Below are 21004 nucleotides of genomic sequence, written 5' to 3' on the forward strand. Positions count from 1 at the left end.
GACGAACCTGGATGTGGATTGAACATGGCGCTGGGCGACACCAACATCATCGGTGATGTGACGCAGACCCTGAAGGATCTGCTGACCGGTCTCGACGTGACGCTCGATTCACCGGCGACGCTGCCAACCGGCGGCGAAGCGGACTTCAAGAAGCTCAATCTGTTCCTCTATCAGGTTCTCGAGAACCCTCATGCGAAGAACCAGGCGTGGTCGTCTCCGTCGGCAACGACGCAGGAATATCCGCCGCTGGCGGTCAACCTGTACTATCTGCTGACGCCCTACGCCAAGGACACCATCAGCGCTCATCAGGTCCTCAGCCACGCCATGAGCCTGCTCCACGACAACTCCATCGTCGACGGCGAACGGCTCTCAGGTGCATTGCCGACCGCAGTCGAGCAGCTCGTGCTGCTGCTTTGCCCGACGACGCTCGAGGAGCTTACCCGGATCTGGAACGCGTTGCAGAGCCCGTATCGGCTGTCCGTCTGCTACGAAGTCAGGATCGCAATGCTGCGCTCGAGTATCAGCCAGCGCGTGAATCGTGTGAGTCAGAAGATCGATGTTTTTGCGCAGCTCTGAACAACGTGCCCTCGAACCGGCTGTTGTCGGCTTTGCCGACAACAGCGCGCATCTGCGCGCCGAGTTTTGGTGGCTGCGCCAGCTGATCCGGGCCGAGATTCGCGTCAGCGACCGCCGCTCGGCCCAGAGGTCCGCCGATGAATTCGCAGGCCTGTATATTTCTCGCGAGGAGGTTGACCGCTACGTCGAATGGCCGGCTGCGCCGGTCGAGCCGCGTTCCGACGAATGGCTGCATGAGCGCCGCGATATCGCCGACCAACGCCGCTCGCTCGACCGCCAGGCGGCGGTAGCGGCCGCGGAAGGCGTGGACCTCAGACTCGAGCGGCTGACGCGTATCTTCGCGCTCGATGAGGTTGCGCGAGGCGCGATCCTGTGCTGCGTCGCCGCCGAGCTCGACGGCCAGATCTCGCGGCTGTTTGCGTATCTTCAGGACGATGCCACCAAGCGACGGCCGACATTTGCGGTTTTGGCCCGGCTGCTGGCACCAGGCTCCGCCGATCCCGTCAGCGTCCGAAGCCTGTTTGGGCCCGCCTGTCCCCTCCACATTCATGGCCTGCTGGAGTGGACGGCCGGTACGGCGGACGGTCCGTTCTCCGCGGTCGAAGCCAGGCTGGCTCCTGGCGTGGTCGATTTCCTGATCGGGAGCGATCGACTGCCACCCTTGCTCGCCGACGCGGTGCGCTCGATCGTTCCCGGCAAAGCCATGGACGATCTGTCCTACTACGCCCAGCACGCGCGTTGTCTCGAACAGCTGCTGCGGATGCGGCGCGCCGAGGGGCGATTGCCGCTGTGCTACATCGGCGGTCCTCGCGGCGCCGGTGAGCAGCTGATCGCGGAAGGCCTCGCCAGAGCCCTTTCGAAGGGACTGCTGCTGGTGGACGCGGCCAAGTTGCCGCTGGTGGGCGGCCGGCTCGAAGAGTTCGGTCTGATGCTCGGGCGCGAGGCGCGGCTCCGCGATTGCGTCGTCCTGTTGCAGGATGTCGACGACATTCTGCGCGACGTCGATCGCGACGCGATCCGCGCGTTGCCGATCGAAGGGCTGCTGCGCGGCCTGACCGGCTGCGATGTCATCGTCAGTGGCGTCATGCCGACGATCGAGTTCCGCCAGAAGGTCCGAACCCGTCCGCTCGGCTTCGATCTGACGTTCCCGACGTTGACTGAGCGGGTCGAGATCTGGGAGCGCTGCCTGAAGCCGCGTGCCGTGGCCCGGCTCGGGTCCGAGATCCGGCTGCTCGCGTCAAAATTCCATTTCACGCCTGGTCAGATCGCGCGCGCGGTCGCGCTTGCGGAGATGACCGCCGGCCGGGATGTCGAAGGCGAGCCCAGCATCGAAGGCTCGGAGCTTCACGCGCGGTGTCGCGATGAAGCCGAGTCGGGACTTCATCAATTCTGCCAGAAGATCACGGCCCGCTACGGCTGGGACGACATCGTGCTGCCGGCCGACGCGCAGGCGCAGCTCAAGGAGATCTGCCGGTGGGTCAAGCACCGCGGGCAGGTCTACGACGGCTGGGGGTTTGGCGCGAAATTCTCTTACGGAAAGGGGCTCGCGATCCTGCTTTCCGGCGCATCGGGGACCGGCAAGACGATGAGTGTCGAGATCATCGCGCGCGACCTGCAACTCGATCTGTTCCGCGTCGACCTGTCCCGGATCGTCAGCAAATACATCGGCGAAACCGAACGCAATCTGAGCCGGATCTTCTCGCAGAGCGCCAGCGGCAATTGCGTGCTGTTCTTCGACGAGGCGGATGCGCTGTTCGGGAAACGGACGGAGGTCAAGGATGCCCATGACCGCTACGCCAATATCGAGGTCAACTACCTCCTGGCCGAGATGGACCGCTACGAAGGGATCATCATCATCGCCACGAACATGAAGGGCAACCTGGATCAGGCGTTCCTTCGCAGGTTCAGTCACGTCATCGAGTATCCGCTGCCCGACGAGCGCCTGCGCGAGATGATCTGGCGCAAGTCGTTTCCGAGCGAGGCGCCGATCCGCAGCGATGTCGATTTCGATTTCCTGGCGCAGAAGATTGGCGTTCCCGGCGGCAGCATCCGCAACATCGCCTTGAGCAGCGCATTCCTCGCCCTGGCGGATGGCACGGAGATCGCGATGGAGCATGTCATCCGCGCCACCAAGCGCGAGTATCAGAAGATCGGGCGGATCTGTTCCAAGTCGGATTTCGGCCAGTACTACGCCATGATCCGGGAAGGTGAGCGGGTATGAGAGATCTCACGAAACGGTTGGACGAGGACCTTGTTGTCCATAAGCCCACTGTCGCTGGTGCGGGTGGCGGAGCGTTGGACCTGGCCAACCTGCCGTTCGATGCCGATCGTCTCGCGGCTCGGCTGCGCGCGGCCGGCAATGCGGCCGAGCGCGCGCAATTGCTGGCTGCCATTCAGGGCCGCTTCGGCAACGCGTTCGCCGCGCGCGTCGTCGACGCTGCCCGCTCGCCCGGCGCTCCGGCGCCGGCTGCGCCTGGGGACGTGTAGCCATGAGCCGCATCATACGATCGATCGCACGACCCGCTGCACAAACGCGCGCCGCGCATGCCGGCGTCCTGCCGCGATCGGTGATCGATTTCGCCGCGATTGCGATGCAAATCCCCATCAGGCGGCGGTGGCGCCGCGAACGCCTGCTGGCAGGCCTCGTCCTCCAACCTCCCGCCAAGCGGCGTTCGCCGCGTGGCGGTGTTGTGCGAGATATCAGGCCGACATCGCTGGCGATGCATCTGCTGGTGACCGCCAGGTTTCAATTGAAGCGGACCGGCGATCCTTTGTCGCTTGTGCCGTCGTCGCGGCAGGATGGCGTTGGCGAGCGGCAACCGCGCGGCGCGGAGTCGCAGACGAGAGTTCCCGTTCCGGGGATCGCGCACCGGCTGCCAACGGGCCGGATCGGACGATCGAGCACGCCCGTCGTTCAAGGACCAAAGCAGTTCGGACAATCGGCCGCGGAGCAGTGGCGTCGCAATGTGATGCGGCCGGGCAGGGCCGAGGCTGTGCAGCGGCCGTCGTCGACGGAGAGTGTCCGCCGGGGGGCGGAGCTTGATCGTAGGCCGGCGTTCAAATCCGACAAGTCGAGGATGATCCAGCAGCAACGGCTCGCACCGCTCACTCCGTGGAGCCGAGCGGAAACGGCCACCCGAGCGACAGAGCCGCGGACACGGCAGAACATGGAACGTCCGTTGATCTTGCCTCGCGTTGTACGTGTCCAGCCAACGGTCGAGCGATCTGCGACGCCGGTCCGGCGCGCGCCGGCCGCATGGTCCGGTCGGCATGCTGATGATCGGCAGCTCGCTGGTCGCGCGACGAAGAGCGAGCTGCGCGTCGCAGCGCCGCCCGTCGTGACCCGGCGGGTTCGATCCGAGCAGGCGCCGCGACAGCCCACATTGACGATCAGACCCGCTGGCTCGGTGGCTGCTCAGAGCGGGCGGGATCAGTCGCATCCGATGGTCGCGCGCACGCCGGCCTCGCGCGCACAAGGCAGCCCTCGTCACGACGCAGTGCTGCTGAGCGCCGTCGAGCAATCCTTGACGGAAAAGCTGCAGCAGCGCGTCGAACAGCAGGTCGCGGTTACCATCACGCAAAAGCTCGCGCTGGAGGCTGAATATCCGCGCGCGCTCGCCCAGCAGATCCAGGACACGCTCTACGATCGTCTGCTGCTGGAAAAAGAGCGACTGGGATGAGGGGCAGTCATGGTTGAACGCATGGAACGGCTGCGGATCCACAATCTCGATACAGGCGAGCAGTTCTTCGTCCTGTTCAATCCGACCGAATACGTCCTGGAAGACGCGTCGCACTGGGCGGACCAGGACAAGATGGGGCAGAAGCCCGAGCTCCACTACACCGGTGGCGATCGCAAGAAGCTGACCATGGAGCTGTTCTTCGACAGCTACGAGGCGCGATCGGACGTGCGCGAACATACGCAGAAGATCGCCGGGCTGCTGGTGTTCAACAAGGAGAAGCACCGGCCGCCCAAGATCGAGCTGAGCTGGGGGCCGACCGCTCCCGGCGGGCCCTATGCCGAGTTTCCCTTTGTCTGCGTTCTGGAAACGCTGAAGCAGCAGTTCATCATGTTCCTGGGCGACGGAACGCCAGTGCGCGCCAAGCTGTCGGTCGCATTCCTCGAATTCACGCTGCCCGAGGAAGAGCTGCAGAAGAATGAGCCGCACTCGCCCGACCTCACGAAGCTCTACGTGGCCAAGGTCAAGGATACGCTGAGCGACATCGCCGCACAGTTCTACGAAGATCCGAGAAAGTGGCGGCCGATCGCGATCGCCAACAACATCGAGAACCCGCGCCGGCTGACGCCTGGTCAGGTCCTGCGTATTCCCAAGATCGTCTGACGACCTTCAAGGAAGCTCTGATGCCTGATGCAAATGCCTCTCCTGAGAGTCGGGTCCTGATCAACGATGTTGCGATCGCGCCGGAGCTGCGTGTCGACATTCTCGAGATCATGGTGGCGCAGCATGTCGAAGGTGGTGACCTGTTCGACATCAAGATCAATGCCGTCAACTCCGAAAACCAGCAGATCAAGTGGATCGACTCGGACGATCTGTCGCCCGGAAACAGGATCGAGATCCAGTGCGGCTATCGCGGCGAGCTGACGACGCTGCTGAAGGGAGAGATTACCGCGTTGAAGGTGGACTACGGCAGCGATCAGCCGACGGTCATGAGGCTTCAGGGATTCGACCGGCTGCATCGGCTGCGACGCGGCCGCAAGACCCGGGCGTTCAACGAGATCAAGGACAGCCAGCTCGCCGAGCGGATTGCACGCGAGATGAACCTGACGCCGGAGGTGCAGGACAGCGGCATCGTTCATCCCTATCTGCTGCAGAACAATCTTAGCGATATCGATTTCCTGCTGATGCGGGCGCGGCGCATCCGCTACGAGGTGCTCGTGACCGGCAGCAAACTGATTTTCCGCGAAGCCAAGAACAATCTCGGCGAAAGCGTCTCGCTTGAGTATCCCAAGGACCTGAAATGGTTCCGCCCGCGCATGAGCACTGCCAATGTCGTCAGCGAGCTGACGGTGCGCGGCTGGAATCCGGCGACCAAGGCCGCCATCCTCGGTGTGGCGCGCGGCGGCGATCAGACCAGCCTGATGGGCGGACACAAGGCCGCACCGGCGTTGACCGAGACCGCGTTCGGCAAGACGGCCGACGTGATCGTCGAGATGCCGGTCGCCACCCAGGCGGAGGCCGACCAGATCGCAAAGGCGCTGTACAACGAGATGGCGCTCGGCCTGATCTCCGGGGATGGCGAAGCCGTCGGCAATGCCAGCCTGATGCCGGGAACGACGGCGCGGTTGAATGGGCTCGGGACGCGCTTCAGCGGGGTCTACTACATTCGTCGCGCCGAGCATCGGATCGCGCCGAAGACCGGTTATGTGACCGCCTTTCAGGTCGTGAGGAATGCGTCATGAGCCTGCTCGAACTCCTGTCGGAAAAATCGGACAGCGACCTCACGACGGGCTGTGTGTTCGGGGCCGTGATCGGCATCGTCTCGAACGTTGCAGACCCGGACGGCCTCGGTCGCGTCAAGGTTCGTTATCCCTGGCTGAAGGATGACAGCGAAAGCCCTTGGGCCCGCGTGGTCTCGTTCATGGCCGGCGCCGGCCGCGGCGCGGTGTTCCGGCCCGACGTGGACGACGAGGTCCTGGTCGTTTTCGACCATGGCGACATGCGCTTCCCCTACGTGCTCGGGGCGGTCTGGAACGGCAAGGACGCGATGCCGAAGGAGCGTGGATCCGACAAGGATAATGCGGTCCGGATGATCAAGTCGCGCAGCGGTCATCAGATCCTGTTTGACGACACCGCCGGCGCCGAGAAGGTCACCGTCATCGACAAGTCCGGCAACTCGATCGAGATGTCGAGCACCGGCGTCGTGGTGAAGGCGAGCAGCATCAAGATCGGCAGCAGCGCCGCCTCCGAAGCGATGGTACTCGGCAACGCACTGATGCAGCTGTTCAACAGCCACACCCATCCGACCGGCGTCGGACCCTCCGGTCCGCCCGTCCAGCCGATGATGGCCGGCAACCATGTCAGCACCAAGCACAAGACGGAATAGCGCGATGCCGCTCGCCAAATCCACTCTCGCCCAGTCGCTGGAGCAGCTGTTCAACAGCAAGCCGGCAACCGCGGCCGATGCTGCGGCGGCTTGGGCGAACGCCTATCTCGGCTACGCCGGTTCGGCGTTGTCGTCGGCCGCGTCGTTGCCGACCAATGCCTCTGCAAATTTTCCGATCCTTCTCGGTGGATTTCAGGGCGGACTGTCGGCTTTGGCCCCCGCCGCTGCTGGAGCTCTGGTGGCGCAGGGCGTGAGCGGGTTCTGGCAGGCCATCGCCTGGGTCGGGCCGACGGCGGCGGGCACCACGGCGTTTCCCGGCAATGCGGCGCTCGCGGCCGCGCTGTCGGGAATCTTTGCTGATCTCGGAAAATCATCTCCGGCGGAGAAGGCCAACAGGCTTGCCGATGCATTCGATGCCGGGGCGCGAACGGTGATCGTCGCGGATATTCCTTTCGTGCAACCGGCGCCGCCCATCGTGGGGCCGATCCAATGATGGAGGGCGAGTGATGGCCATTGCACATCTCGGAAGCGGCTGGAGTTTCCCGGTCGAGCCCGACCGGAACGGCGCGCTGAGCTATCAGCATGACGAGGCCAAGATCCAGCAGTCGATCCTCATCATCCTGGGGACGGCGCAGGGCGAACGAATGATGCGTCCGGAGTTCGGCAGCCGGCTGCGTGATCTGGTGTTCGCGCCGCTCAGCAGTTCGACCAAGAGCCTGGTCGCGAAAGCCATCACCGACGCGCTGATCAAGTGGGAGCCGCGCGTCGACCTTCTCAGCGTCCGGTCCGACGACAAACTGTCGGATCCGGCGACGCTGGTGGTCAATATCGAGTATCGCGTCCGCGCCACCAACAGCGTCTTCAATCTCGTCTATCCGTTCTATCTGCGGGAAGGCAACAATGCAGCCGCCCAAACTCTATGATCGTGCGATCCGTGATCCGGTCGCCGAGGCGGTGGCCCTCGCCAGGCAATATTGCGTGGCCGAGGCACCTGACGGTTATGCCTGGACCACGTTCGAGGACAGCAGCGATCCAGGGCACGGATTGATCGAGCTGAACGCGCGGCTGATCGAGCTGGTGGCTGAGCGCCTCAACCGCGTTCCGGAAAAGAACCTGCTGGCGTTTCTGGATCTGGTCGGGGTCGAGCGTGCACCGGGCATGGCGGCCGAAGCGCCCGTCACATTCCTGTTGTCGCCGCGTCTGGACACGGGGCAGCTCGTGCCGGCTGGAACGCGGGTCGCCACCACGCAGTCCGAAGCGGCGGACGCTCAAGTGTTCGAGACACAGACTGCGTTCTTTGCGACACCGGCCAAGCTCGTTCGTACCGTCAGCGTGTTTCCTGCCGCCGGTCGCTTCGCCGTGCAGGTTCCAATCGACCTGCCGCCGTCACCCGAAAAGCTTGCGGCTGCAGCGGCGATCCCGGTGCTGGACGAACGCGGCGATGGCCACGCCGCCATCGAGCACACGCTCTTTCTGGCCAGCGCTGCGTTGTTCTCGCGCGGCGAGCCGGCCGATATCACGCTCCGATTCACCTTCGAGGTCGGAAGTGCCACCTTCAGTGACAGATATCTCAGCTGGCAGAGGTTCGACGGTGGCAGCAAGTCTTGGGTCGGGATCGACGATGTCGCGTATCGCGCGGCAGCATCCGAACAGGTCGACGTCATCTTCCCGTCATTTCCTGGCACCGCCAAGGCTGAGGTTGCCGGTGACATCGACAGCTGGGTTGCATGCCGTCTGACCGTCCCGCCGGAGACAGTGAAGGTGTTGCCGCGCCTGGTATCGGTCTCAGGAAGGGCAGAGACGGCAGCGCCGCCGAACGTCCAGGCTGACGTGGCGCTGTTCAACGATGCCAGGCTGGATCTGACCAAGCCGGCTCGGCCCTTCGGCGAACGGCCGCGCTACGGCGACGCATTCTATCTTGGCAGCATGCAAGCCTTCGCGCCGGATGTCGGCGTCGTCAATCTCCGCTTCACGCTGCATCCTTACGACACCGCCGCGCTGAGCAGCATCTTTGGCAACCTCGGCGACGAGTCCACGACCGTCGTGACCAGGCTCGAATGGCAATATCTGGCGGCTGGCGGCCTCTGGACGACGATCACGAAAGTCGGTCACGTTCTCAAGGTCACGCGCGGCAACCCGATTGCGTTCGAGCAGCTGGCCGAAGACCAGCGCGGGTCCGCGACCGTCGACCAGAAGAACTGGACGCTGTTCGGAACGATCGGAGGCGACGCCACCATCAATATCAGGTTCTCCCCGGAAAAGGACGCCGTGCTCGGCAAGCTCGGCGGCGTTGAAGCGTACTGGATTCGGGCGGTTGTCAGGAGCGAGCATGCCTATGGCCGCGATGGCTTCGTCAGGATCACGACATCTGCGGCGGGCGTTCCGTCGATCCGGGCCGTCGATCCCAGCTTCATCGCGCCGGTGATCGAGAAGATCGAACTGGAGTACGACGTCGCGACCCCTCCGATCAGGCCGGATCGCCTGACAACCCTGAACAATTTCGAGTTCGTCCGACGGGACTCGTCGGCCTTGTCCAGCAGAGGGCTCGTGCCGTTCGTCGGGTTCGCTTCGCAGCGGACTGGAGGCATTGCGCTGGGCAGCGCCCCAGCCTGCTACCTGGGCTTCGACCGCGCTTTCGGCAATGCATTCATCAGTCTCTTCATCGCACTCCGTGAGGCCAAGGACGCCGCTCATCTGCTTCCGGATCTCGATAATCCGCGGCTGGTGTTCGAATATCTTGGACCGGATCTTCGGTGGAAGTCGCTCGACGTCGAAGATGGCACGGGAAATCTGACGTCCAGTGGTGTGGTCGGCTTTCTGGCCGCGGCGACGAGCCCCCGCTTGTTGTTTCCGGAGTTGACCGACGGCACGGCGCTGCACTGGTATCGCATCCGGCAAGCAGGAGGTTCCTACGCGACGCCGCCGTTGCTCGAGATGGTGCTGCCGAACAGCGTCATGGCGTTCAATCAGGAGACCTCGGCAACTGACACGCCGTTGGCGTCGGGTTCGGGCGAGCCCAATCAGAGCGTTACCATTCTGCAACGGCCCGTGCTGGCCGGCGACATCTGGGTTCGCGAGAACGAGGTGCCGAACGCGCTCGAACTCGCTGCGCTGCTCGACGAATCCGCTGATCAAGCGCCCGGCGGTGAGGTGTCGCTCGCGGATGTTCTTGACGTCCGGGAGCCTGGCGACGTCGGCGAGGACAGGCAGGTCTGGGTGCGTTGGAATCGGGTGCCCAACTTTCGGATCTCCGGTCCGCGCAGCCGCCACTATACGCTCGAAGCCCCGACCGGTCTGGTGACCTTCGGAGGTGCCGGCGGCGGTCTGATCCCGCCGATCGGCAAGGACAACATCATCGTACGCGGGCTCAGGTCCGGCGGCGGCAACGCGGCCAATCGCCTTGCGACGCCGCTCGCGATCAAGGAGATGAAGTCGTCGCTCCCGTTCATCGACAAGGTGTTCAACCTGCGCGGCGCCGTGGGTGGCTCGGATCCGTGGACCTTGCAGCAAACCTATGAGCTCGGGCCGCAGGCGCTCAAGAATCGCGGCCGGGCCGTCTCCAGCGAGGACTTCAGCTGGCTGACGATCTCGAACTTCAGCGAGGTTGCGCGGGCCAAATGTCTGGCGACGCGGGCGCCAGGCGCGGATGGAACGCTCCTGTTCAAGCCCGGCGCCGTCTCGATCATCATCGTGCCGAATGACACGAGCCCGATGCCGCAGCCGACCAAGGGGCTGTTGCGCCGGATCGAAGAGTTTCTTCGGCTCAACGCGCTTGGTGCGATCGGCGCCGACATTCACGCTTTGGCCGTGGTCTATCGGTCGGTGTCGATCGCGGCGCGGGTGCATCCCAGGCGGCCCGACGAGGCGAGCGCGGTGGCGCGGAGAGTCGTGTTGGCGTTGGACGACTTCTTTCACCCGTTGACCGGCGGGGAGCAGCACCGGGGCTGGCCGTTCGGCCGCCACGTCTATCTATCCGAGGTCTATGCGGTGATCGAGCGAACCGAGGGCGTCGATCACGTCGTCGAGGCAGGCTTTGTCGGCGAGGAGCCGGTCATTGCAGAAAACATGCTCGTCGCCTCAGGCGTCCACCAGATCACGATGGTCTGATCATGACACTTCCGAACATCACATTGGACGACCGCAACTTCGATCAGCTGTTCGCCTTCATGCGCAAGCAGATCGGCGCAGCTCATACCGATCACAACTATTCCGATCCGGGCATCGCGATGCTCGATTTGCTGTGTTGGATCTCCGAAGGCATCATCTTCCGGACCGACCGCGTACCCGATGCGCATATCGAGAAGTTTGCCGACCTGATATTGGATCCGCCGGAACCGGTCACCATTCCGCTGGTTCTGAGAGCCTCGCTCGATCCTGCACGCACGGCGCCATTGACGGTGAAAGCGGGAACGCGATTTGCGACCGTTTTTGCCAGGCTCGATGCCACAGGCCCCGCGCGGCGCTTCGTTTTCGAGACTCTGACGCCGGTGACGTTCCAGCCGCAGCCCGCGGCGCAATCCGTTGCCGTCACGGCGCGCGAGCATCTCATGGTCTCGCAGCAGACGCTCGGCATCAGCAACGGCCGTCCGAACCAGGTGTTCGCGCTGTCGCCTGTGCATGGCGATATCGGCCTGCCGATCGGCGTGCCCGCGCCCGTGCTGCTCGATCTTGCCCGCACCGGTGAGGGCTACAATCCCAATCCGCGCGTCAGCGTCGACGGACAGCCTTGGCAGCTGAAGCAGTCGCTCCTGACCGAAGCGTCCTGGGTCCGGAACAACCCGGAAGCCATCCACTTCGCCGTCGACGCCAACGCCGGCACGATCCGGTTCGGCGACGGCCAGTTCGGGCTGGTGCCGCGCGAGGGGGCGAGCATCGTCTGCAGCTATCAAGTCCTGCAGGGCCCCGCCGCGCTGCGCCCGCCGCCCGGAAATCTTCACCGGCTCGATGCCATCGCCGACCTCCAGCCTGGCGAGAAGATCGACGTGGAAAGGGGAGAGCCCGAGGGCGCGGCCTTCTTCTTTCCTCCCGATGCGCGCCTGCGCGAGGGTCTCAAGCGGTTTCGGCGGCCGTACCGGCTGATCACCGCCGATGATTTCGAGCATGTGATGCTCAACGACTTCAATGACTATCTGAATGGCTATCAGGACGGCACGGCGCCCGGCGGGACCGGAACGGCGGAGAAGGTGCTGCGTGCGACGGCGCTGATGAACTATCAGCCGCAGGCCCGGCAGCAGCAATCGTTCGGCTGCGTGACGTTGCTCGTCCTGGCCCAGAAGGGCAAGGACCTCGACAGCGCCCTGACCGATCCGGACCTGCCAGACCAGCAGAAGGCCGACCTGATCGCGCTGCGACCCGGGCTGGCAGACAAGGTCCAGCGGTTTCTCGACAAGCGCCGGCTGATCGGCACGCGCATCTTCGTGCAGGCGCCGGCGCTGACGCTGCTGACGATTCGCATCCAGGTCGCCGTGTTCGGCGATCGCAACACTGAGGACATGGAGCGGATCGTCGTCAAGACCATTCGGGCATTTCTCGGCGTCCTGACCGGCGGTGTCGATGGCAGGGGCTGGCCGATGAGCCCGACCGGAGGCGGCGTATACCGCTCGAAGCTGTACAGGCTGCTCGAAGATATCGAAGGCGTCGACCACGTCGCCGATCTGTCTCTGACGCCTGCGAACGAGAGCGGCGACGTACTGCTGCCGCCATTGTCGTTGCCGGCGCTTGCGAGGGACGGCCTCGCGGTCAACGTGGTGCGTGTGTGAGGAAATAGTATGGCAAACCAGAATCCGGGCAACACGCAAAGCGATTACCTGCAATATCTGCCGGAGTTGTTCCGGATGCCGTCGACGCCGGGGGCCGCGCCGTTCCTCGGCCGATTCCTGAAGATCTTCGAAGCGCTGCTGACTGGACGCGAGGATGCACAGCCTCTGCCGACAGGCCGGAAGATCACCGGGCTCGAAGGCATCCTCGAGCGCTACACCGATGAGCTGGATCCGGTGCTGGCGTCAGTCGAACCGTCCGCCGACGGACGCCGGATCAGCTCCGATTTCTTGACCTATCTCGCGAGCTGGCTCGCGCTCACGCTCGACCAGAACTGGCCGCTCGCCAAGCGCCGGCAATGGGTGCAGCGCATCGTGCCGCTCTATCAGCGGCGCGGCACGCGTGCGGCGCTCGACGAATATCTGGCGATGTTCGTCGGCGCACAAGCGAGGGTCGACGAGCCGCGTGGCTTCGTGCTCGGCAGGACCGACGATGTCAAGCGGGCCTCCACGCTCGGTGTGGATACCTTTCTCGGTGTGCCCGCCTATTATTTCCGCGTCTGCATCAACTACGGGTTTCCCGACAACCTCGCGCAGCGCGCGGGGATTGCCGCCGAGCCGTTCGACATCAATGTCTGGCGCATCATCCGCAGGAGCACGCGCGCGATCATCGATCTCGAGAAGCCGGCTCACACCTACTACCAGCTCGACGCGCGAACGCCCGGCATCATCCTCGGCTTTCGGCAAGTCAACGGGCAGCCGGTGAAGCAGCGGGCGACGCTCGGCGTCGATACGCTGATCTGGAAGAATTCGAAGCCAATCTAACGCGCGCGGGGAGCAGGGCCGATGGAGATGGAGATCAAGCGCGTCAACTTCTTTGATGGACAATATCTGCAGAAGGAGGAGTTCAACGACCTCTCGGACTACATCGTGCACATGCGCAGGCGGCTGCTGTTCGTCATGTTCAGGCGGAGCGGCGTGGTTCAGTCCAAGGACGAAGACCTCAGGATCGTGACGGATCCCGATCCGGCGCAGAAGCGGTTCCATGTCAACGCCGGCATGGCGATCGGCTGCGTGCCCGACGAGGCCGAAGCGAGGGAGATCGTGCTTCGCGAGCCAACGTCGATGATCGATCTCACCACGCAGCAGACCGCCTTCCAGCCCGGAGACAAGGTGATTGTCACCATCCGCTACCATGAGCAGAAGGTCACAGATCCGCCGTCGGCCGGCGATGTGTTCGAACCCACGCGGATTCTCGAACAGGCCCTGGTCGAGGTCCATCGCGCTGCGCCGCCGCAGCCGTCGGATGCCAACCCGTATGTCGTGCTCGGCGAGATCGACTTCAACACGATGAAGGCCACCGAGGCCCAACGGCAGACGGCCGCGATCCAGTCGGCCTTGTTCGCGGCCATTCCGTCCATCAGGTTGCAGCCGAACCAGATCACGGCGACCGGGCAGGCCGTCACGCTGACCGTGACCTCGGCCGGCGGCCTGAGCCTCGCAGGCATGACACCGGCGCAGCTTACGGTGACGCCGCAGGCGGGCCTCTCCAATCTCGTGGTGAGCAATCAACAGCCGACGAGCTTCAATCTCTCCTTCACGATCGACAGCGCGGCGGCCGCTGGTAACCGCACGCTGGCGGTGACCGTGAATGGTGTGACTGCGCAGGACACCTTCACGGTGCAAGCGGGCTTGACCATCTCCGGGTTCAGCAAGGTCGACGTTCCGAACGGCAACAACCTGTTCAAGATCACAGGGACGGGCTTCACCACCCCCACGATCGTGCAGTTCTCGAAGGCTGGCGGGAGCTTCGCCACTCCGGTGATCGTTCTCAATGTCAGTCCGACCGAACTCGGAATTCCGGTCGACCAGATTCCGTCGGACGCGACGAGAGGCCCGGTGCAGGTCCAGAGCAATGGCCAGGTGGTCAAGAGCACGGCGGCGATCACGCCGCCGGCGCGGATCACCGATTTCGCTCCGGCTCAGGTCAGGCCGAACGCCCTTCTGACCATCAACGGCGCGGGTTTTCTCGACCTCGCGGCGGTCGGCTTCAAGGGGGGAGAGCACCGGCAACCGTTCACGGGTCCGGGTGAATCGGTGACGGACGGCAAGATTACCGTGAGCGTTCCGGGAACGGCGACGTCGGGACAAATCACAGTCACGACGGCAGCTGGCACCGTGCAATCGTCGCAGACACTGATCGTGGTTCCCTGAAGGAGTGAAGCCAATGACGGTCAAGTTCTGGAAGGCCTCTCGCAACCTCGTGATGGGAGCTGTACTCGCCTGCGCGCTCATCAACGCCGCCTCGTCTCAGCAATCCGGCACCGTGCTGCGCGCGAGCTCGACGCTGTTGGGCGGCACGACGGCAACGATCGAAATCGATATCGCCGGACCGAAGACGGCGAATACCGAGACCAATTTGCTGCTCGAATTCGGCCCTGACGGCAACAGCCGGACCAACCCGGTCCCCGATCCGGCTCTGCCGGCCACGACGACGTTCACCGTCAGCTCCAGCAGCGGCGGCTCGCACGTCTTCCCGCTGTTCGGCGGCTTCGAATCGCAAGCCTTCCCCGGCAAGAATGTCGCCTTCAACCTGCTCGATCCGCCGACGTCGCCTGGTCTGTACTCGCTCTCGATCGTCCATCTGCAGGAGGTTCCCGCGGGCGTCACCGAGATTTGGAAGGTCCAGATCAATGGCTTGCCGCGCGCAGGCGTGCGGACCATCGCTTCGGTTCGGCAAGGCGCGTTCAGGAGTCTGGTGCCGACAGGGGTCTCGCAAGGCCCGCCCGCGATCACGATCGTGCCGCCGCCGGTCACGGTCGGATCCGCGCCCGCGCTCACCGTCAGGTCCTCCGGCGGGCTCGACCTCTCGAACGTCGCTCTGTCCCAGGTGGCGATCACCCCGGAGCTTGGCATTTCCGGCCTCGGCATCGGCAACGCGACGCCGAACAGCATCGTCGTGTCCTTCAATGTCGCCAATTGCACGCCGGGCGGCGAGCGGACGCTCACGATTAGGGACCAGAACGTCGCGGCGTCAGCGATCTTCGCACTGGCTGCCGTGCGTCAGACGCCTGCGATCAGCGTGTCGCCGACCCGCGTGGTGATCGCGAGCACCGCGACGCTCAACGTGATGTCGACCGGATGCTTTGATCTGTCGGGCGTCAGGCCTTCGCAGGTCAGCATCGTCCCCTCGACCGGCATCTCGGGAATTACGGTTGCAGCGACCTCGGCGACGAGCCTCAGCCTGTCATTCGCGGTCGCCGGCGATGCGCCGCTGGTCAGCCGCCGGCTCGTCATCGAGAACGGTGACAGCAATTCCTCGGCTGCGTTCGAGGTTGCCGCCCCGTTCCACCCGCCGCCACCGCCCATCCATCATTGTACGCCGTCGCAGCGCTGCTGCGAGGAAGACGAAAACGGCTCATGCACGCTGTGCATCAATCGCCCGCGCCAGTGCCCTTAAGAGCTCAGAGAGGTCCCGGGACCATGGCCGCAATACGTAGCAGATCTCGCGTCGTGGCGGCCGTCGTCCTGCTTTGCGTGTGCGGCAGTGGCGTCCGGTCGCAACAGTCGGGCACGCTTCTGCGAGAAAACCTGACCATGCTGGGCGGCCCGGCGGCGAGCATGCAGATCGATGTCGCCGGGCCGAAGACTGCAAATTCCGAAACCAGCCTGCTGCTCGAATTCGGACCGGACGGCAACGGCCGGTCGGATCCAGCACCTGATCCGGGGCTGTCGCCCGCGGCGACGTTCACCGTCAGCGCGAGCTTCGGCGGTTCGCGTGTATTCTCGCTCGGCGGTGGCAGCGAAGAGCGCGTCTTCGCCGGCAAGCTCGTGGCCTTCCAGCATCTCGATCCGCCGAACGCGCCCGGGCTCTACGCCCTGTCGATCGTCCATCTGCAGGACGTGCCGGTGGGCGCCGTCGAGACCTGGACGGTTCGGATCGAGGGATTGCCGGCCAGAGGAGGGCGCGTCATCGCCTCGATCAGGCAGGGCAATTTCAGAAGTCTGTCGCCGACCGGGCCGGTGCCGCGCCCGCCGAGCATCGGCCTGCTGCCGCCGCCGCTTGCCGCCGGAGCGGTGTCGTCGCTCGTCGTCAGGTCGTTCGACGGGCTCGACTTGTCGCATCTGTCGTCCGAGATGCTTGAGATCGTCCCACCCAATGATGTCTCGGTCCGTAGTGTCGGCAATGCCTCGCCGAACACGGCAATCGTTTCAGTCGACATTGGAAGATGTGCAGCAGGCGGCGAGCGCACGCTCGTGATTCACGGACAGGATACATCGGCTTCGACGATCTTCGCCGTGACCGCCGCTCAGGACGCTTCGATCAGCGTGGTGCCCAATGGAGTCATCAACTTCAGTTCGGCGATGCTCAACGTCGCAGCGTCCGGCTGCCTCAATCTCAGTGACCTGACGCCTGCTCAAGTCTTGATCGAGCCGTCGGATGGGATCTCGGACATCGCGGTGACGGTCCTGTCGGCAACCAGCGCGAACGTCGCCTTCGAGGTCGCTGAGAATGTGCAGATGGGCACCCACACGCTCTCGATCGTCAAGGGGGGCCTGCGTGCCACCGACAAGTTCCTGGTTGCGCGCCATCCGCCGCCGCATTCCGGCGCGTGTGGTGCCGGGCAGAAATGCTGCGGCCAGACAGATCACGGTTCATGCGCCGGCAGTTGCATCCCGCGGAGTCAACACTGTTAGTGAGCCCGCCGCGTCGTCATTATTTCATGGATCAGGGGTTTTCAGCATGGTCGCCGGTCTCGCTTATCGATTTCGAAGCATGGCGCTCGCGGTCGCACTCGCCGCGCTGCCAAGCGGCCCCGCTCTGTCTCAGCAATCCGGCACGGTGCTGCGGGAGAGTTTGACGCTGCTGGGCGGCACGGCCGCGACGATCAAGGTCGACATCGCCGGACCGAAGACCGCCACGTCGGAAACCAACATCCTGCTCGAATTCGGCCCCGACGGAAACAGCCGGACCGACCCGGCGCCCGATCCGGTTCTACCGGCAACCGTGACATTCTCCGTCGCAGCCAGCATCGGCGGCTCACGTCTGTTTTCGCCCGCCGGCGGCGTCGAGACGCAGGCGTTCAGCGACAAGATCGTTGCACTGCAGCCGTTGGATCGGACTTATGCGCCCGGTCTCTATGCGCTCTCCGTCCTTCATCAGCAGGCGATCCCGGCCGGCGTCACCGAGACCTGGACGCTTGACATCAACGGCCTGCCGCCAAGAGGGATACGTGCGATCGCATCTGTCAGGCAGGGCGTCTTCAAGAGCCTGACGCCGACCGGTGTCTCACAGGGACCGCCTGCCATCGCCATCGGGCCAGCGCCGATCGCGCGGGGCGCCGCAGCCGCGCTCGTCGTCAAATCCTCGGGCGGACTCGATCTCTCGGGCATCAATCTCTCGCGCGTCACCATCACGCCGGGCGCGGGAATTTCCAATGTCGCCGTCAGCAGTGCCGCGGCGAGTAGCGCGGTTCTGTCGTTCAACGTCGCGGACTGCGCGCCGGCGGGAGAACGAACATTGACGATCCAGGATCAGACGGCGTCCGCATCCACGGTGTTCGCAATCGCAGGCCCGCAACTGGTGCCCGCGATCAGCATCGCGCCGGCCCGGGTTCTGCGCTCCACGTCGCCGACGCTCAGTGTGACCTCGAGCGGCTGTTTCGACCTGTCTGCCGTGTCGGTCTCGCAAATCACGATCACGCCGAGCGACGGCATTTCCAACATTGCCTGGAACGTCACCTCGGCGTCGACGGCAACTCTGTCCTTCGCCGTCGCAGACGACGCGCCGGTGGGAAGCCGCAACCTCGTCCTCACCGGCAGCGGCGGCAGCGTCATGGCCGGATTCACGGTTGCGCAGAAAATCATCGTTGTTTTTCCGCCCTGCTCGCCGGGTCAGAAGTGCTGCGAATTCCGCAACGGGCGCTGCGCCCGCTGCGAGCCGATCACGTCCCTGTGCAGATTTCAGATCCCGGTGCTGCCTCGGTTTGAACCGCTCTGACGAAAGCGCGTGCCCATGTGTATCTGCATCATCCGACCATCATCTCCTTTGATCGGCATCCACCGCCGGCAGGCGCGTGGGATCGACGGCCTGCTCGGTCGATGGTGGGCAGCACTCCTCATCGCTCTGTTGGCCTTCATGTGGAGTTTGGCAGCCTTTGCACAGCCGTCGGGGACGTTGCTGCCCGAAACATTGACGTTTTCCGACACGCCCGCCGCCGTGGTCGAGTTCGATGTGCCCGGGCCCAAGACGGCCAACAGCCAGACTGTCGTGCTGCTCGAATTTGGTCCGGATGGCAACGCTGTGACGAGTCCGCCTCCCGCGTTGGAATTGCCCCCGGCCGCGCGATTGACGCTGAGCTTCAACGGCAACTCCAAGATCTACGTGCCGGGCAGCGAGGAGGCTGGTCAGCCGTTTCCGCTCAAGCAGGTTGAGCTGGCCCGGCTGCAGCCGGCAACCGCGCCGGGCCTCTACGCCCTTTCGATCGTTCACCTACAGGAGATTCCTGCTGAGACAGTCGAAACCTGGAAGTTGGAGCTGACCGGCTTGCCGGCGACCGGCGTGCGCGCTGTCGGCGGCATCACGCAAGGGTCCTTCAGGAGTCTTGCGCCCACTGGCAATGTCTACCAGTCGCCCCAGATCGACCTCGCGTCCGGTCTAGTGAGAACTGGAACGACGGCTAACCTGACGCTCACGGCGCGCGGCTTCGCGCTGTCGCAGCTCGCCGAAGTCAGCGTTTTGCCTGAGACCGATATCGAATCTGTTGGCCTGCGCGATGTCGCTGCAGTCGGAGCGACCTTGTCGCTGGTCATCGGCAACAGCGCGGCGCCTGGACCTCGATTGCTGACGGTGCGGCAGGGTGACATCAGCGTACACAAGACATTTTCGCTGACGCAGGGGCCGGCCATCAGGATCGCTAAGCCGAGATGGATCACCGGTCCTCCCGGCAAGGCGACGATCAATGTCACTGCGCTGGGCGGGGCGGACTTCTCGATGGTGAATACGACGGATATCTCGGTCTGGTCGCCGCAGTTCGCGTTGGATGTCCCGGCGCCGAAGATCGTTGCCATCAGCAACAGGGACGCAGCAAACATGACGATCAGTCTGGATGATCTTGGGCTCGGCTTGGACGTGTTCGGGCTGACGCTGAACATCCAGACCGCATCCGGTCTCCTTCATGGCCAGTTCTACGCCAGGGATCATCGCGGTCTGCAGACCTGCGAGGTGAGCTCGGAGCATTGTTGCGAGCGCCCGCCCGGCATCGTCGGCAGGCCGGACGCCATATGCATGGCCTGCATGCCGAATGACCAATTGTGCCAGTGAAAAGTGAGCTGCGACGGGCTCGCGCAACGGGCCTCACGCACGACAAGGAATCGTTCGATGGCGGAAACCGAGATCAAGCGCGTCAATTTTTTCGACGGACAGTTCCTGAAGCAGGAGGAGCTGAACGATCTCACCAACTATGCGGTCCGTATGCAGCGCAGGCTGTTGTTCGCGCTCTTTGACAAGAGCGGCGTGATCGAGACGGGGTCTGCCGATCTCGCGGTCGAGGTGCCGAACCCCGCCCAGAAGGCCATTCGCGTCAGGGCCGGGATGGCGATTGGCCGGCGTTCCGACGTCGCCGAAGCCCATGAGATCATCCTGCGGCAGGACGTGACGTCGATCAGTCTGACCGTGGCAAGCGCCAGCGTCCCCGTGCCGCTGCAGCCCGGCGACACTGGAATCGTCACGATCCACTATGACGAGCAGCCTAGCGGCGGCGATGCGGCTCATCCGACGCGGATCAAAGAGACTGCAGTGGTGACTGTTCACCGCAATGCACCGCCGGAGCCGAACCCGGCACGGCCATTGATCGTGCTCGGCAAGGTGGCGTTCGACAGCATGGTGGTGACACCGGGACAGCGGCAGCGAACCCAGATCAATGCCGGCCTCACGGGAGGCAAGCCCCTGCAGCAGAGCGCGGTGATCAGCAGCATCGATCCGCAACAGGCGCTGCAGGGCTCCAGCGTGCAGATCACCATCGCCGGGATGAAGCTCGGTGGGGCCACGGCGATCAACTTCGATAAGCCGGGCATCACCGTGCAGAACATTCAGTCCGACCTGGCCGGCGCGCGCATCACGGCGATGCTCACCGTGGCCGCCAACGCGGCTCTCGGAACGAACCACTTCACCGTGACGACATCAGGGGGCCCCGTCGACAGCCCGGCAAATGCGTTTTCCGTGTTGGCGGCCCCGCAAGTCACAGCCGTGACGCCGGCGACGAGCGGGCCCGGCGGAGAGATCAGCGTGCGCGGGGTCAACATTCGCGATCCCAGGCTCGGGGACGGCCAACCTGCGACCGGGACCGAGATCCTGTTCCTCCATGCGGACACGTCCGACGTTCTGGCCAAGAGCGCGAATGTCACCGTCGCGCCGAACATCGGAACGTCGCAGCAGGTCAAGGTCAAGCTGCCGCCCGTCGCGGAATGGCGCGTTCCGTTGCTGCTCGGCGTGCGCGTCCGGGTGCGGCTTATCTTCCAACGGGCCACGGCGGAGGCTCCGGGAGCGCCGCTACAGGTCTTCTTGCAATAGGACGATCGTATCGGCGCGATTGAGCTTGGAGAGCCCG

Annotated in this window: 18 protein-coding genes; all 18 read left to right on the plus strand. The window is 64.4% G+C overall.

Annotated elements, in window-relative coordinates; genetic code table 11:
- Positions 1–24: 24 nt before the first annotated feature.
- The 18 genes from ACQR07_RS24170 to ACQR07_RS24255 all read left to right on the plus strand — a co-directional run bounded on the left by ACQR07_RS24170 (position 25) and on the right by ACQR07_RS24255 (position 20967).
- Positions 25–576 (plus strand): DUF4255 domain-containing protein, encoded by a 552-nt coding sequence (locus tag ACQR07_RS24170; RefSeq protein ID WP_434904629.1) that lies wholly within the window; start codon positions 25–27, stop codon positions 574–576.
- Positions 563–2797 (plus strand): AAA family ATPase, encoded by a 2235-nt coding sequence (locus tag ACQR07_RS24175; protein WP_434904630.1) that lies wholly within the window; start codon positions 563–565, stop codon positions 2795–2797. Before ACQR07_RS24170 ends, ACQR07_RS24175 begins: the two co-directional genes overlap by 14 nt.
- A gap of 74 nt (positions 2798–2871) precedes the next feature.
- Positions 2872–3063 (plus strand): hypothetical protein, encoded by a 192-nt coding sequence (locus ACQR07_RS24180; RefSeq protein ID WP_434904631.1) that lies wholly within the window; start codon positions 2872–2874, stop codon positions 3061–3063.
- Positions 3064–3065: 2 nt separating this feature from the next.
- A complete protein-coding gene (locus ACQR07_RS24185) occupies positions 3066–4256 on the plus strand; it encodes a hypothetical protein (RefSeq protein ID WP_434904632.1) in 1191 nt (396 codons plus the stop codon).
- A gap of 9 nt (positions 4257–4265) precedes the next feature.
- Entirely contained in the window at positions 4266–4916 is a 651-nt protein-coding gene (locus ACQR07_RS24190) for a LysM peptidoglycan-binding domain-containing protein (protein WP_434904633.1), read from the plus strand.
- 20 nt (positions 4917–4936) lie between these two features.
- Positions 4937–5995: a phage late control D family protein gene (locus ACQR07_RS24195; RefSeq protein ID WP_434904634.1), complete on the plus strand. Its 1059-nt coding sequence runs from the start codon at positions 4937–4939 to the stop codon at positions 5993–5995.
- Entirely contained in the window at positions 5992–6639 is a 648-nt protein-coding gene (locus ACQR07_RS24200; RefSeq protein WP_434904635.1) for a phage baseplate assembly protein V, read from the plus strand. The genes ACQR07_RS24195 and ACQR07_RS24200 overlap by 4 nt, the downstream gene beginning before the upstream one ends.
- Positions 6640–6643: 4 nt before the next feature.
- Positions 6644–7132 carry a hypothetical protein gene (locus ACQR07_RS24205; protein WP_434904636.1) on the plus strand — a complete coding sequence of 163 codons (489 nt, stop codon included), beginning with the start codon at positions 6644–6646 and terminating at the stop codon, positions 7130–7132.
- Positions 7133–7145: 13 nt separating this feature from the next.
- Positions 7146–7562, plus strand: coding sequence for a GPW/gp25 family protein (locus tag ACQR07_RS24210; RefSeq protein WP_434904637.1), 417 nt, complete (start codon positions 7146–7148; stop codon positions 7560–7562).
- Positions 7540–10746, plus strand: coding sequence for a putative baseplate assembly protein (locus tag ACQR07_RS24215; protein WP_434904638.1), 3207 nt, complete (start codon positions 7540–7542; stop codon positions 10744–10746). Before ACQR07_RS24210 ends, ACQR07_RS24215 begins: the two co-directional genes overlap by 23 nt.
- Before the next feature lie 2 nt (positions 10747–10748).
- The gene (locus ACQR07_RS24220; RefSeq protein WP_434904639.1) at positions 10749–12398 is read left to right on the plus strand and encodes a hypothetical protein; all 1650 of its coding nucleotides are present in this window, start codon (positions 10749–10751) and stop codon (positions 12396–12398) included.
- Between the two features lie 9 nt (positions 12399–12407).
- Positions 12408–13220 (plus strand): phage tail protein, encoded by an 813-nt coding sequence (locus ACQR07_RS24225; RefSeq protein ID WP_434904640.1) that lies wholly within the window; start codon positions 12408–12410, stop codon positions 13218–13220.
- Between the two features lie 21 nt (positions 13221–13241).
- Positions 13242–14609, plus strand: coding sequence for a hypothetical protein (locus ACQR07_RS24230; RefSeq protein WP_434904641.1), 1368 nt, complete (start codon positions 13242–13244; stop codon positions 14607–14609).
- A 13-nt stretch (positions 14610–14622) separates the two neighbouring features.
- Positions 14623–15855 carry a hypothetical protein gene (locus ACQR07_RS24235; RefSeq protein ID WP_434904642.1) on the plus strand — a complete coding sequence of 411 codons (1233 nt, stop codon included), beginning with the start codon at positions 14623–14625 and terminating at the stop codon, positions 15853–15855.
- Between the two features lie 137 nt (positions 15856–15992).
- Complete coding sequence (locus ACQR07_RS24240; protein WP_434904643.1) at positions 15993–17093, plus strand: hypothetical protein; 1101 nt, start codon at positions 15993–15995, stop codon at positions 17091–17093.
- Positions 16978–18396, plus strand: coding sequence for a hypothetical protein (locus tag ACQR07_RS24245; RefSeq protein ID WP_434904644.1), 1419 nt, complete (start codon positions 16978–16980; stop codon positions 18394–18396). Before ACQR07_RS24240 ends, ACQR07_RS24245 begins: the two co-directional genes overlap by 116 nt.
- 48 nt (positions 18397–18444) lie before the next feature.
- A complete protein-coding gene (locus ACQR07_RS24250) occupies positions 18445–19719 on the plus strand; it encodes a hypothetical protein (RefSeq protein WP_434904645.1) in 1275 nt (424 codons plus the stop codon).
- A gap of 57 nt (positions 19720–19776) precedes the next feature.
- Entirely contained in the window at positions 19777–20967 is a 1191-nt protein-coding gene (locus ACQR07_RS24255; protein WP_434904646.1) for a hypothetical protein, read from the plus strand.
- Positions 20968–21004: the final 37 nt, after the last annotated feature.

Origin of the sequence: Bradyrhizobium sp. HKCCYLS20291 (assembly GCF_051167715.1) — a bacterium.
GTDB lineage: Bacteria > Pseudomonadota > Alphaproteobacteria > Rhizobiales > Xanthobacteraceae > Bradyrhizobium.